The 13744-nt window shown below is 64.0% G+C and carries 9 protein-coding genes and 1 pseudogene; 5 read left to right on the top strand and 5 right to left on the bottom strand.

Annotation, left to right across the window (positions count from 1 at the left end; genetic code table 11):
• Window positions 1-298 precede the first annotated feature (298 nt).
• The 3 genes and pseudogenes from V1283_RS02465 to V1283_RS02455 all read right to left on the bottom strand — a co-directional run bounded on the left by V1283_RS02465 (window position 299) and on the right by V1283_RS02455 (window position 3808).
• Window positions 299-834 (bottom strand): annotated as a pseudogene (locus V1283_RS02465) (REP-associated tyrosine transposase).
• Between the two features lie 75 nt (window positions 835-909).
• Window positions 910-2490, bottom strand: coding sequence for a DHA2 family efflux MFS transporter permease subunit (locus tag V1283_RS02460; protein WP_334384856.1), 1581 nt, complete (start codon window positions 2488-2490; stop codon window positions 910-912).
• Window positions 2491-2539: 49 nt separating this feature from the next.
• The gene (locus V1283_RS02455) at window positions 2540-3808 is read right to left on the bottom strand and encodes an HlyD family secretion protein (RefSeq protein WP_334384855.1); all 1269 of its coding nucleotides are present in this window, start codon (window positions 3806-3808) and stop codon (window positions 2540-2542) included.
• A gap of 186 nt (window positions 3809-3994) precedes the next feature.
• Here V1283_RS02455 and V1283_RS02450 point away from each other — a divergent pair, with 186 nt between their 5' ends.
• Entirely contained in the window at window positions 3995-4636 is a 642-nt protein-coding gene (locus V1283_RS02450) for a TetR/AcrR family transcriptional regulator (protein ID WP_334384854.1), read from the top strand.
• Between the two features lie 28 nt (window positions 4637-4664).
• On the opposite strand, the gene V1283_RS02445 is transcribed toward V1283_RS02450, so the two are convergent.
• Window positions 4665-6926 carry a TonB-dependent siderophore receptor gene (locus tag V1283_RS02445; RefSeq protein ID WP_334384853.1) on the bottom strand — a complete coding sequence of 754 codons (2262 nt, stop codon included), beginning with the start codon at window positions 6924-6926 and terminating at the stop codon, window positions 4665-4667.
• 734 nt (window positions 6927-7660) lie between these two features.
• On the opposite strand from V1283_RS02445, the gene V1283_RS02440 reads away from it, so the two are divergent.
• From V1283_RS02440 to V1283_RS02425, 4 genes are all read left to right on the top strand, one after another.
• Window positions 7661-8005: a KTSC domain-containing protein gene (locus tag V1283_RS02440; protein ID WP_334384852.1), complete on the top strand. Its 345-nt coding sequence runs from the start codon at window positions 7661-7663 to the stop codon at window positions 8003-8005.
• Window positions 8006-8098: 93 nt separating this feature from the next.
• Window positions 8099-8758, top strand: coding sequence for a helix-turn-helix domain-containing protein (locus tag V1283_RS02435; RefSeq protein ID WP_334384851.1), 660 nt, complete (start codon window positions 8099-8101; stop codon window positions 8756-8758).
• Window positions 8755-11445, top strand: a complete 2691-nt coding sequence (locus V1283_RS02430; protein ID WP_334384850.1) for a molybdopterin-dependent oxidoreductase — start codon at window positions 8755-8757, stop codon at window positions 11443-11445. Before V1283_RS02435 ends, V1283_RS02430 begins: the two co-directional genes overlap by 4 nt.
• Entirely contained in the window at window positions 11442-12365 is a 924-nt protein-coding gene (locus V1283_RS02425; RefSeq protein WP_334384849.1) for an FAD binding domain-containing protein, read from the top strand. The genes V1283_RS02430 and V1283_RS02425 overlap by 4 nt, the downstream gene beginning before the upstream one ends.
• A 102-nt stretch (window positions 12366-12467) precedes the next feature.
• On the opposite strand, the gene V1283_RS02420 is transcribed toward V1283_RS02425, so the two are convergent.
• On the bottom strand, window positions 12468-13709 hold the full coding sequence (locus V1283_RS02420; protein ID WP_334384848.1) for an extensin-like domain-containing protein: 1242 nt from the start codon (window positions 13707-13709) through the stop codon (window positions 12468-12470).
• Between the last annotated feature and the right edge of the window lie 35 nt (window positions 13710-13744).

Below are 13744 nucleotides of genomic sequence, written 5' to 3'. Positions count from 1 at the left end.
GTCGTTGAAAGAAATCGAATAAGTCGTTGGGAAGCTTTGGAGATCGGGCGTCAGACCCGATCAGGGCCGGTGGAGATCGCGCTCAGTGACGCGACCGAAATACCAGCACGAGCATCGGACGCGAGGGTGCGATCTGCGAATACATCGAAATCATGCAAATCTCCCCGGTTCGAGCGACAATGCGCTGCTTATAAATGCATCGTAGATGATTTGCAACATGACAAGGGCGTGATGAGTGTTCAGCACTCCGACCCGTAGCCCCGATGAGCGAAGCGATATCCGGGACATCTCCATCCGCTCACTCGCGCTCTCCAAAACCTTTCCCACCCTCACTGGCGGCGTCCCCCGCCCAATCCTCAGGCAAAATCCCGTCCTTCACATAGCGATGAAACGACGAATGGGGCCAGTCGCGCACGCGCGACACAAGGGCATGCTTGACCGGATTAAAATGGATGTAATCAACATGCCGTGCGAAGTCTCCTTCGTCGCGGATGGTATGTTCCCAGAACCGCCTCTGCAAAGCGCCAAATTACCATTCGGCCTGCGCTTTAGCTGTGTTGGAGCGTCAATCAACGCGCTGCTGAAATGCCCTTTAATGCGCCGCCAGCGTCCGGAAAAATCCGAATCGCCAGATGGCAATGTAAAGATCGCGTGCAGATGGTCAGGGAGTATCACAACCGCGTCGATGACGAATGGACGTTCTTGACGAGCCACGCGTAGCGCGTTGCGCAAGAGACCGACGTGATCTACAAGGACTTTGGAGCTACGGTTTGCGAGGGTGACCGTGAAGAAGAACGTTCCACCAGGAACGAAGTTGCGTCGATAGTTGACCATTCGAGTTTCGCCGTATCTCTCCCATCGCCTCCCGCATATCGCTTCGCTCATGCGGGCTATGACAGCACCTCCGCCTCAGTGCGCGTCGCCGCCTGCCGCCGTCGCGGATGGCCTTTTCAGCGTCATGACCAGCAGGCTGAGGCCGAAATAGAACACGGTCAGCATGAAGAAGGCGTCGCCATAGCCCATCACCACGGCCTGGCGGTGCACGATCTGCGACAATTGCTTCATCGCCATCAGCGCGGCATCGCCCATGCCCTGCATTTTCTGGGTGAACATGTTGAGCGTCTCGACCGCGGTGGCGTTGCCCCAGTTGATGCGGTCGTGCAGGCGCGAGATGTGCAGGTCGGTGCGCTCGTTCAGCACCTGGTTGATGACGGCCAGCCCCACCGCGCCGCCGAGATTGCGCGTCAGGTTGAACAGGCCCGAGGCGTTCTTCACCCGCTCCGGCGCCAGCGTGCCGAGCGCGATGGTGTTGGTCGGCACCATCGCCAGCATCATGCCCATGCCGCGCAGGACCTGCGGCAGCAGCAATTCGTAGAAATCATATTCTTTCGTGATCCAGGTCATCTGATAGGAGCCGAGCGCGAACAGCACCAGACCGATCGCGATCAGGTAGCGCATGTCGTATTTCGCCATCAGCCGGCCCACGAGCGGCGCGGTGAAGAACATGGCGACGCCGGAGACAAACATGGTCTCGCCGATCATCAGCGGGCTGTAGCCGCGCACCTCGGCGAGGTAGCGCGGATACATGTAGGTGAGGCCGTAAAGGCCGATGCCGACACAGAATGAGATCAGGCAACCGACACCGAAATTGCGGTCGGTAAAGGTCCTGAGGTCGACGATCGGCTCCCGAGCGCTGAGCACGCGCCAGAAGAAAGCGATCGCCGAAACCACGCAGATCGCCGCGCAGACCGCGACCGAGGTGTCTTCCAGCCATTGCGACTGCGGGCCCTCTTCCAGCACATATTCGAGCGTGCCGAGAAAGCCGGCCATGAACAGCAGGCCCCACCAGTCGAAATGCTCGAGCAGCGCAAAGTTCGGCTTGTCGAAATCGCACAGCGCCCACACGCCGATGGTGATGCCGATGCCTGGAACGATATTGATGAAGAACAGCCAGTGCCACGACATCATGTCGGTAATGAAACCGCCGACTGTCGGCCCGATCGTCGGCGCCAGCGTCGCGACCAGGCCGATGATGGGACCGACGATATGGAATTTCGAACGGGGGAACACCGTATAGGCGGATGCGAACACGGTCGGGATCATGCCCGCGCCCAGAAACCCCTGGATCGCGCGCCACAGGATCATCTGCTCGATGGTCGAGGCGAAGCCGCAGAAGAAGCTCGCGACCGTGAAGCCGGAGGCGGAAATCGTAAACAGCAAACGCGTGCCGAACGCACGCGACAGGAATCCGGAAAGCGGGATCGCGATCACCTCGGCGATCAGGTAGGACGTCTGCACCCACGACACTTCGGTGGAGCTGGCGGAAAGCCCGGCCTGAATCTGCTGCAGCGACGCCGAGACGACCTGGATGTCCAGGATCGACATGAACATCCCGAATACCATGATGAGGAACGTGAACAGCCGGCGCGGCGGGATGTGGTCGGCCGCGGCGTTCATCATGGAAGGCGATGCGGCGGTGGCGTCGGCCATGATCAGCTCGGAACAGGCGCCGGGCTTTGGCCCGGGGCTTTAAGGAAAATCACTTCGGCTGAACCGTCCCGGGCGCATCGAGGTCGGCCTCGCTGTCGGCGTCGGCCGCGCCCTGACGGGTATCGACGGTCACATAGACCGACATGCCGGCGCGCAGCAGGTTCTGCTCGGCGACGTCCTTCGGCACGCGAATGCGAACCGGCAGCCGCTGCACGATCTTGGTGAAATTGCCGGTCGCGTTGTCCGGCGGCAGCAGCGTGAACACCGATCCCGCCGCCGGCGAAATGCTGTCGACGATTCCGGCGAACTTGCGATGGCCATAGGCATCGACCGAGATGTTCACGGGCTGGCCGGGACGGATCCGCTTGAGCTGGGTTTCCTTGTAGTTGGCGTCGATGAAGACGTCGTTGAGCGGCACCACATTGGCGAGCCGCTGCCCGGCCTGGATGAAGTCGCCGGTATTGACGAGGCGGTTGGAGAAGGTGCCGTCGACCGGCGCGCGCACCGAGGTGAAGGCGAGATCGCGCTCGGCCTTGGCAAGCTGGGTCTGCAATTCCGCAAGCTGCGCGCGGGCCTCGGCCTGCTGCGCCTTCGTCACCTCGACATTGTCGCGCGCGGCGTCGTAAGCAGCCTGCGCCGACTTCACGGCGGCAGCGCCCTGATCGCGTCCGGCTTCGGAACTTTCGAAGGTGGCGCGTGAGGCAAAGCCCTTGGTGCTCAGTGCCTGCTGGCGATCGTAATCGAGACCGGCGCGCTTGAGCGCCGCTTCCGAGGAGGCAAGTTGCGCCTTCGCCTGCTCGACCGCGCTTTCGAGCGCCGTGACCTGACGGCCGATGCGATCGATGGTGGCCTGCTGGGTCGCGATCTTGCTCCGCGCGGCATCCACTGCGATCCGATAGTCGCCGTCATCGATCCTGAAAATCACGTCGCCGGCGCGAACGATCGTATTGTCGCGAGGCAGGATTGCCGCGACATGGCCCGCAACGCGAGCGCCGAGCGTGGTGTTGTTGGCGCGAACGTAGGCATCGTCGGTCGAGACATAGAAGCGCCCGACCAAGACGAAGTAGACGCCGTAGCCGATCGCGGCCAGCGCGAGCAGTCCGAGCGCACCGATCATGATGAATTTGCGCTTGCCCGGCTTCGCCGCGGCTGCGTCGGCGGAAGTCGCGGGCGGCTCCACGGGGCGGCGCCTGGTTTCATCCGCGACGTGACGCAACTGATCCGCAAGCTGAGAACTGGCCTCGCGCGTGGCCTCATCCTCCGTCCCTTCGGGATCGGCACGAACGATTCGTGCGGCCTGGTCTCTCGTTGCGGCCATTACGGCCCTCCCATCCTAGATGTCGCGATGCAAGTGAGGCCGAAAACCGGCCGCATCGGCACCTCGGTTCAAAAGTATCTTGACCGAACGGTTCGGTCAAGATACATTCGTGCAATACGGACCATAACGCGAGAACGGCTTCCTGCTGGAATCCCCGGTTGAATTCTTGCGCGAGAAGATAAACCAATGGTTGCATCAACGCCAAGCGCGATTCATCTATTTGGCGACGAGGATAGTTCGAAGCGCCGCCAGATTCTGGACGGCGCGCGCAAGGTGTTCATGGATCTTGGCTTCGATGGAGCCAGCATGAACGAGATCGCGCGGTCGGCCGGCGTCTCCAAAGGCACGCTCTACGTCTATTTCGCCGACAAGAGCCGGCTGTTCGAAGCCATCGTCGAGGACGAAGCGCTCGAAAAGGGCAAGATCGCCTACAATCTAGACCCCAGGCGCGATGTCGAAACCACGCTGCGGGAGTTCGGCCGGACCTACATCGGAACGATGTGCCGGCCAGGCGGCGGATCGTCGATCCGCACGGTGATGGCGATCGCCGAACGGATGCCGGAGGTCGGACGCCGGTTCTACGAGAATGTGCTGGCGAAGACGATCAACCGTCTCGCCGATTATCTGCAGGCCCGTGTCGGGCCGGACGATCTTGCGATCGACGACTGCCAGCTCGCCGCAGCGCAGTTCATGCAGATGTGCCAGGCGACGCTGTTTCTGCCGTTCGTGTTTCAGGCAGAACCGGCGCCATCGGCGGAGCGCATCGCGCGTGTGGTCGACAGCGCGATGCGGTTGTTTCTGCAGACGTACCGGGCGAAGCCGAAGTGAGACCGGCCTCCCCTTTCAGCGTCACGCCCTAAAACCGGTAGGTTGCGCTCCCCAGCACGGTGCGGCCGATGCCGAAGAAGCAGTCGCCGCGCGCGAGGCACGTGGTGACGTGACGCTTGTCGGCAATGTTGCTGGCATTGACCTGAAACCGCCACGGCCCGGTCTCGTAGCGGATCATGGCGTCGAACAATGTGTAATCAGGCGTACGGATGGTGTCGGTGCCGTCCCAGGACTCGCCGATGTAGCGCACCCCGCTCCCGATCGTCACACCCGGCAGGCCGAGCGCGGTGAGACGGTACTTCGCCCATAGCGAGGCCTGATGTTCGGGAACGGTTTCGACGCGCTTGCCGGCATTATCGCCGCTTTCCACCATGGCGTTGACGTAGGCGTAGGCGCCGATCAGATCGAGGTCCGGCGTCACGCGGGTGATCACCTCGAGTTCGGCGCCGCGAATCCGCACCTTGCCGGTCTGGACGTAGAACTGGGAGCTGGCGGGATCGGTCGCGAGCCGGTTCTTCTCGGTGGTGTCGAAGATCGCGCCGTTGATCGCGGTGCCGGCAAACGGATTGTACTTGAAGCCCAGCTCCACCATTTCACCCTGCTGCGCCTTGCAGATGCCATCGAGGCAGACGCCGGAGCCGAACACCGGCGTGAATGACGTTGCGTAGGAGACGTAAGGCGTCAGGCCAAACGGTAGTTCATACATCAGGCCGGCGCGTCCGGTGGTCGCCTTGGTGTTTTCCACCGGCGATCCCACGACATCACTGGTGACGTAGTCCTGGCGGATGCCGAGGACCGCGAGCCACGGTCCGAGCCGCATCTGGTCCTGCGCATAAAGCCCGAGCTGGGTTTGGCGCAGATCCGGTTCGGGCGACAGCACCGGCGGGGTCACGCCGGTGTAAACCGGTGCGTAGAGATCGAATGGCGTGGGGTCGGTAGCGAAGCCGGATCGCGCGCGTTCCCGGAGCTCGCGGTAGTCGACGCCGAACAACAACTTGTGCGCCACCGGCCCGGTGAGCAATTTCAACTCGGCATTGCTGTCCGAGGTCAGGCTGTCCTTGACCGTCTCGCGACTCCATATGCTGCGCGCCACGGTGCGTCTGCCGGGATCGAGAAACGGAAAATTCGGATCGGCCGGATCGACAAAATGCAAATCCGGATACATCGACCGGTAGATGCCCTCGACATGGGTGTAACGCATGTTCTGGCGAACTTTCAGCGCATCGTTGAAGCTGTGCTCGAACAGGCTCGAGATCGCGCCGGTTTCGGTCTGGTATTTGTCGAAGCCCGGCTCGCCGGCGAAGCGCCGCACCGGAATCAGGCCGTTCGGGCCGGGATACAGCGTGCCCTCATGCGGCAGAAACGCGGTGGAGGAGCCGGTGTTGTCCTTCTGATAGGTGCCGAGCACGGTCCAGTTGGTGTTGTTGGTCGGCCGCCAGGTCAGCGACGGCGCCAGCACGATGCGGTCGTCCGGAACGTAATCGGTCTGCGTGCCGCTGTCGCGGAACACGCCGATGAAGCGATACAGCCACTCGCCGTCCTTGGTCAGCTTGCCGGTGCTGTCCATCTGCACCTGCTTGCGGTTGAAGCTGCCGAATTGCACGCCGATCTCGTTGAAGGCCTCCGCCTGCGGACGCTTCGAGACCAGATTCAGGAGACCTGCCGTCGATGTGTCGCCATACAGCACCGATGCAGGACCGCGCAGCACCTCGATGCGCTCCAGCGTGTAGGGCTCGGGCCGCCATTCGTTGAAGTTGAAGGTGTTCACCATGCGGGTGCCGTCGAGATAGATGTTCGGATCCTGGCCGCGGATGCGCGGATAGTCGCCGCGCGAATCAGGACCATAGGCGTCGGCGAACACGCCGGGCACGTAGCGCAGCGATTCCTGCACGGTAAGCGCGCCCTGATCGGTGACGCGGTCGGCGGTGACCACCGTGATCGATTGCGGGGTTTCGCGCAGCGGCGTGTCGGTCTTGGTGCCGGTCCCGCTCTGGTTGGCGAGATAGCCGCGCACCGGGCCAGTGGCGGTTTCAGCTCGTGCGCTTGTCGCGGCCGCGGCATCGGGCGTCGTCTGTGCCCGCTGGGCTGCGCGACGGCTTGCCGTCGACGCGGTTTGGCGCTTCGGTGCGAGGCGCGATCGCGCGGCCGGTGGCCGTGAGGGCTGGTCGACGACGACGGCCGGCAATTCCCGCGTGGAGGATTGCGCTTCCGCCGGCGTCACGTCGATCATCGCGGCTAACATCGGCAGCGCGGCGCCGAACCATCCCGCGGTCTTCAAGCATGCATTCATTTCCAGTCCTCATCGCTTCGCGCGGGACCAGTAACAAGTGCGACAACTGCGATGAAGTGCGTAAGGGATACAACGGCGCGCCAATCACGCGTTTAGAATTAGTATTGCTCCAGGCAGCTTGAGCAGCCGTCATCAAATCGGGATTTAGAATTAGTCTTGATCCAAGCGAACGTCGCGACAGTTGTGATGGTGCGCAACGCATGATCTCGCGCGAGTACGACAGATGCCGTTGTTGTCACCCGGCCACCCGATGAAGCTGCAACCGAACGACGCCCCTCGTGCCGCATGGCATCTGCGCCGCAAGGAAACGGGAGCGGCCGGAACACGCCACGCTGTCCGGGAACCAAACCTGCAATGGATGGTTGCTCTCCAACGAGAGGCCCGGATGAGATTTGTAAGAAGCACTCTACTCTGGCTAGTCGGCTTTCCACTGCCGATCATCCTTCTGATCGCGCTTTACCTGCATCCCGCTTGACCGCCTATTCGTCAGGCAAGCGTGGCGGCCGCGCGCTTGACGAAAGCGGCAGAGCTTTCGAACCGCCGACCTGCAATTCGTCAGGCCGCAGTTTCAACTGAAGTTAGACCGGACGTCGCCCGGCAGGGCGTGCAAGGTCGCCTGGAAAAAGGGTGACGTGATCGGGATCAGGTTCGTGTAATCTGTCGGGGCGCAGGCGCTTGTTTGCCTCCTCGCTGAAGGCGCAGCATCCCCGCGCCCTTGCCGGTGCAGGAACGCCATGACCCGTCTTGCCTTCATGCTCGCTTTGATCTTCACCGCACCCTGGCAAGAAGCCGAGGTCGTTGACGTGAAGGATCGGGGCGCGGTCGATCTCAAGCCGTTCAACTGTCAGGACATCACCCGGAGCAGCGTCATCAGCCGGGTCTGCTACGACAGCGAAAGCCGTCGCATGCTGGTCCAGCGCCACGCGGCCTACCAGCAATATTGCGATCTCCCAAAGGACACGCTCGATGCGTTTCTGAACGCGCCCTCGATGGGACAATATTTCAGGGCGAACATCGAAGGCGCCGACGGCAGCGGGCCTTACGCCTGCCGGACACATAAAGTGCCGTCCTATCAGTAGCATTGGACTTGCCGTAGTTGCACGGCGCGATTTTTCATTGCTTCTCGCGATTCCGTTATTTGACACTTCTTCGAATTTTGTCAAAATCGTCAAATGAACGCCCGTATCCGCATTCTCGACGCCGCGATGCTGGTGTTTCGCCGGCACGGCTTCCGGCGCTCCTCGATCGAGCAGGCGGCAGAGGCCGCGGGCCTGACGCGGCAGGCGCTCTACCATCATTTCGAGTCCAAGGAAGCGCTGTTCCGAGCCGTCATCGAACGGCTGCATGAGGAGGCCCTCGCCGCCGAGATTGCCGCGGCCTGCGCCGCCGAGAACGAAGGCGGCAGCCTCGCCGACATCCTGGTCGCTTCGGTCAGCGCCAAGCTCGGGCAACTGGCCGCCTCGCTCGATGGCTCGCCCCATGTCGAGGAACTGTTTTCCGAACATTTGCTGCAGGCCCGCGACCTCTACCAGAAATACACCACCGCCTATGCCCAGCAGCTCGCGGAAACGATCACGCGCGTCTGCCGCAAACAGGACCTCACGCTCAATGCCACGACGCCGCGCGATTTCGCGCGGCATATCGAGATGGCGATCAACGGCACCAAATCCGCTTATCCGGCGCTGCAGCCGGCCGGCGCTTTCCTGAGGGATCTGGAGATCATGCTGCGGACGCTGGTGGCTGGCGCGGTGAGCCCGGCGCCGCGGAAGCCTGCGGCGAAGCCGAAGCCGGCAAGGAAATCCATCCCTCGCAAACCTGGAGATCGCAGATGAGCACCATGACGATCAACGGCAAGCTCGCTCCCCTCCCCGACGATCCCGACGCACTGCTGGTCGACGTCGTGCGCGACGCGCTCGACCTCACCGGCACCAAGCTCGTCTGCGGGGCCGGCGTCTGCGGCGCCTGCACGGTGCTGGTCGATGGCGAGCCCGCCGTGAGCTGCCTGATGCCCGCTCGATCAGCCGCGAACACGAACGTGACGACGGTCGAGGGCATCGGCGCGACAAAACTGCACCCCGTGCAGAAGGCCTTCATGGCGCACGACGCCCTGCAATGCGGCTTCTGCACGCCGGGCTTCATTGTCGAGGCCGCGGCCTTTCACGATTCCTGGCGCGCGGCAAAGGGAACGGCGGTGCCGTCGCGCGAGGAAATCGGCGCCGCGCTGTCGGGACATCTCTGCCGCTGCGGCGCCTATGACGGCATCTTCCGCGCCGTGGCCGATGCCTGCGCCGGCCGCTTCGACGGCAGCGATATCCTGCCGCCGCGCATGGAAGCCCGCGACAAGGTGACGGGATCGGCGAAGTATACCGTCGACATCCATCATGACGGCCAGCTCGAAGGCGTGATCCTGCGCTCGCCGTTCGCGCATGCGCGCATCGGTGAACTCGATCTGGCGCCGGCGCGCGCGATGCCGGGCGTGAGTGCAGTGATCTCGCTGCTCGGCGAGGACCGCATCGTCCGCTTTGTCGGCCAACCCATCGCCGCGGTCGCGGCGAGGGATCGCAAGTCGGCGCTGGCCGCGATCGCCGCCATCAGGCTCGGCAGCGAGCGCCTGCCGTCGGCGATCGGGCTGGATGAAGCGCGCAGGGCCGATGCGCCCGTCGTGTTCGAAAAATCCGCGCGAAAAAAGGCCGGCAACGTCTCCGAGGGCGGCGGTTCGCCGGCGCCCTGGAAAGGCAATGTCCGCGGGCCGTCGGCGGCGTTCTCCAAGAAGCCGAAAAAAGTGCGGAGCTGGGTCGAGGGCGCGCGCGCGGCGAACAATCCGCTGCTGGTCGAGGGCACCTTCCGCACCGGCACGCAACAGCACGCCTGCCTCGAACCGCATGCCGCGGTGGCGCGTTTCGACGGCGACCGGCTGACCGTGCATGTTTCGACGCAGTCGGTGTTTCATGTGATGGAGCTGATCGCCAAGCGCTACAAGCTCGGCCACGACAAGGTGCGCGTGATTGCCGACCACGTCGGCGGCGGTTTTGGTTCGAAGGCAGCACTCGGCGTGGAGACGACCACCGCGATCGAACTGGCGCGCGAAGCCGGGGCGCCGGTCAGAGTTGCCTACGACCGGCACGAGGAGCTTTCGGTGACCGGCTATCGGCCGGCGACGGAAGTGAAAATTGCGCTGCTGCCATCCGAGCAAGGCGAACTGAAAGCCCTTTCGCTGACCGCCTATGCCGACACTGGAGCCGCGACCAATTCGACCATCGCCGCACTTGCCCGCCTGATCTATCCGGCGGAAGCAAAAGAGCTCGCCGATTTCGACGTCATCAGCAATTTGCCGGCCGGCGCTCCGTTCCGCGGACCCGGCGGGCCGCCGATGGCCTTTGCGCTGGAACAGGCGATCGACGAGGCGGCACTGCGCATGAATGTCGATCCGATTACGCTGCGCAAGCGCTGGGATCCCGATCCCAACCGGCAGCGGCTGTACGATTGGGCCCTGGGCCTGGAGGTGTGGCGCAACCGCAAACCGATCGCCGCGCAGAGCGGCCGTTATCGCCGCGGCGTCGGCGTCGCCACCGGCTACTGGCTTTATCTGTGGCAGCCCGGCTCGAAGGTCGAAGTGGCGGTCAAGGGCGGACGCCTGATCGCCAGCACCGCGACGCAGGATATCGGCACCGGCACCCGCACCGTGATCGCCAATACGGTCGCGCGCGAATTCGGGCTGGAGCCGCACGAGATCGAGGTCAGGATCGGCGATTCACAACTGCCGGAAGGACCGGGCTCGGGCGGCAGCCGCGTCACGGCTTCGGTAATCCCGCCGACGCTGCTGGCGATCGAGCAACTGAAAGCGTCGATCCAGCAAAACGCTAAACGGCAGCCGGTCCCCGGCTCCAACGCGCCATGGCGCGAAATGCTCGCGGCATCGCCCGACCTCAGCGTTTCCAGCGTGCGGCCGGAAGACAGCAAGCCGACATCGCCGGGCGTCCAGTCGCCGCTCAAGCAGGCCGGCTTCATGGGCATGATCTTCGGCTGGATGATGCGGCGCTTCTCCAACCTTGCGATCGGCGCCGGCGTGCCGAGTTCGGTGCAGGTGGTCGAGGTCGAAGTCGATACCTGGCTCGGCCATGTGCGCGTCGTCAACGTTCACACCGGCATTGCGATCGGCAAGGTGGCGGCGCCGGCGCTGGCGCGAAGCCAGGCGGCCGGCGCCGTCATCCAGGGCATCGGCTACGCGCTGTACGAAGCCCGCGAAGTCGATTCCCGCACCGGCGATGTGCTCAGCGGCGGCATGGAGGACTATCGCATTCCCGGCATCGCGGACACGCCTGTCATCGACGTGCATTTCGACCAGGGCGGCTTCGATCACGTGCTCGGCGGCAGCGTCGGCATTGGCGAGGTCGCAACCGTGCCGACTTCGCCGGCGGTCGCCAACGCCATCCACAATGCGACCGGCGTTCGGCTGACCGAACTGCCGATCCGTCCCGACCGTCTCGTCGCCGCGCTCAAAGGGAGGGCCGCCGCATGACACTATCAGCCATGACCGCCACGCAAGCAGGCGAATTCCGCGCCGCCGGCACCGACCTCTCCGAACGGCGGCGCAGCGGCATCTCGACGGGACCGTTGATCGATATATCAGCCGCGCCCGACATGATCGGGACGCATTGGAGCACTGAGGGGGCTCTGCGCATCGGCGCCTTCAGCACCATTGCCGCCATCGCTGCGGACGCGCGCATCGCCGCGGCGTATCCGGGCATTGCGGCGTCCGCGCAAGGCCTGGCGACGCCGCAGATCCGCCATCTCGCCACCCTCGGCGGCAATCTCGCGCAACGTTCGCGCTGCTGGTATTTTCGAAATCCGCATATCGCCTGCCTTAAGAAAGGCGGGTCCGACTGTCCGGCGCGATCGGGCAATCATCTCTATCACGCCGTCTTCGACCTCGGCCCCTGCGTGGCGCCGCATCCCTCGACGATGGCGGCGGCGCTGCTGGCCTATGAGGCGAAAGTAACGACCGACCGCAGGAGTTCGCTTGGCATCGGCGACCTCCTCGGCGACGGCTCCAACGGCAGCGCCGACAACGCGCTTCAGCCGGGCGAGATGATCAAGAGCATCGAGCTTCCCGTTCCGCTGCAAGGCGAGCGCGCGCTGTACAAGCGCGCGATCAGCCGCACCCATGCCGAATGGCCGCTGGTCGAGATCTGCGCCCGTGCCGTGATCAAGGACGGCACGTTCCAGTTCATCCGCCTCGCCGCCGGCGGCATTGCCCCGGTGCCGCTGCGGCTCGCGGCTGCGGAAGCGGCGTTGCAGGGAAAGGCGGCCAATATAGCAACGATTGCCGTTGCCGCAGAACGAGCGACATCAGGTGCAAAGCCGCTACCGATGACGGGATACAAACTCGATCTGCTGAAAGGCGTCGTGCAGGATGTGCTGGAGCGATTGACGGGGTAGGCTGTAGGATGGGTGGAGCGAAGCGATACCCATCATTTCACGAACGGGACGGGATTGATGGGTATCGCTTCGCTCCACCCATCCTACGAATGCGACGCAACTCTAATGATCCTCGAACTCGTCCTCCTCGTTGACCTTGCTGCTGCCCTTGAACCAGCGCGAGGTGGTCTTTCTGCCACCGAGCGATCCCGTCGAATATGGATCGCGTGACGCGTAGGGGTTACGCTGGCCGGCGCGCGCGGCGACCTGTTCGCCCGACACGGCGTCCGGCTGACAGATGGTGCGGCGGGAGGCGCGGCGCATCAGGTCGACGTGGATGTGATCCTCATGATGGGCGTTGGAGCCCGGCGCCAGCACGGTGTTGAACTGCTGGCAGGCGGTGGCCTGCACGTCGCGCAAAAAGCCCTGCTCTTCCGGCATGCCGCGCCAGCCGCCCTTGACCGTGATGCGGCGACCGTCGGCCAACGTAAAGGCCGCGATGTCGAGCGCGTTGCCGAAGGCATGCTCGGAAATATGGGCGTGCGGATTACCGTTCATGCCGCGGCACGAATAGGCCGAGATCTGCTTGATCTCGACGACGCGCGCGCCGAACCAGCGCATCGCTGCCGGCTGCACGGAATCGCTGAGCCAGCGGTCGAGCGCGGAAACGATCGGGCACGCCAGCGTCGCCGCGGGCTTCATCGAGACCTGCCCGAAGGCGCTGACGGAGTTTCCTTGCGCCGGCCCGAGCCGCGGCGCAGCGGGCGGCGCCGGCGGTGGCGAATAGGATGGCTGCGGATACGGCGCAGAAGAAGGCGCGGTGTAACGGTCGCGCGGCGGATAGGACGGTGCCGGCGCATAGCCGCCGTCGCGCGATGCCGGCGCGCCCTCGGGCGGCAGATCGACGTCATCCTCCTGCGGGCCGATGCCCGGCGCGGACAGCGAGATCGGGCCGTTCGACGGCGCGGCATAGTTCGGCTGCCGTGGCGCCGGATTCGGATAGCTTCCTTGATAGTTATATTGGGGCGGAGCCGCCGCCGGCGCGCGCGTGATCGGCCAGCGCGGCTGATTGCCGATATTTCCGGGCGGTCGCAAACTTTCGTCGGCAAAGCCGAAGCTGGTGATGTTGTCGCCGAGCGCCGCCACTTTCAGCGGATATTCCGCGCCGCACACGCCAGGCCCGGAGATCGGGTCGATCCGGACCAGTTCCGGGCTCTCCTTGACCGCGCCGGACTTCAGGCAAGCGACTTCGGCCTCGGCGCGCCACGGTTCGCGCTCGGCGGACTGAAAAAATCCGCGGCCACAACCCGCTAGCGAGACGAGGACGAGGGAGCCGACGAGATACAAACGAACTCCGTGCGTCATCGTCCGCACGTTCAACCAATTTATTTAAAGACTCT

The sequence above is a fragment of the Bradyrhizobium sp. AZCC 2262 genome (assembly GCF_036924535.1).
In the GTDB taxonomy this organism is placed as follows: domain Bacteria; phylum Pseudomonadota; class Alphaproteobacteria; order Rhizobiales; family Xanthobacteraceae; genus Bradyrhizobium.
Note: the sequence above shows the minus strand (reverse complement) of the source record. Positions and strands in the feature narration are given on the sequence as shown.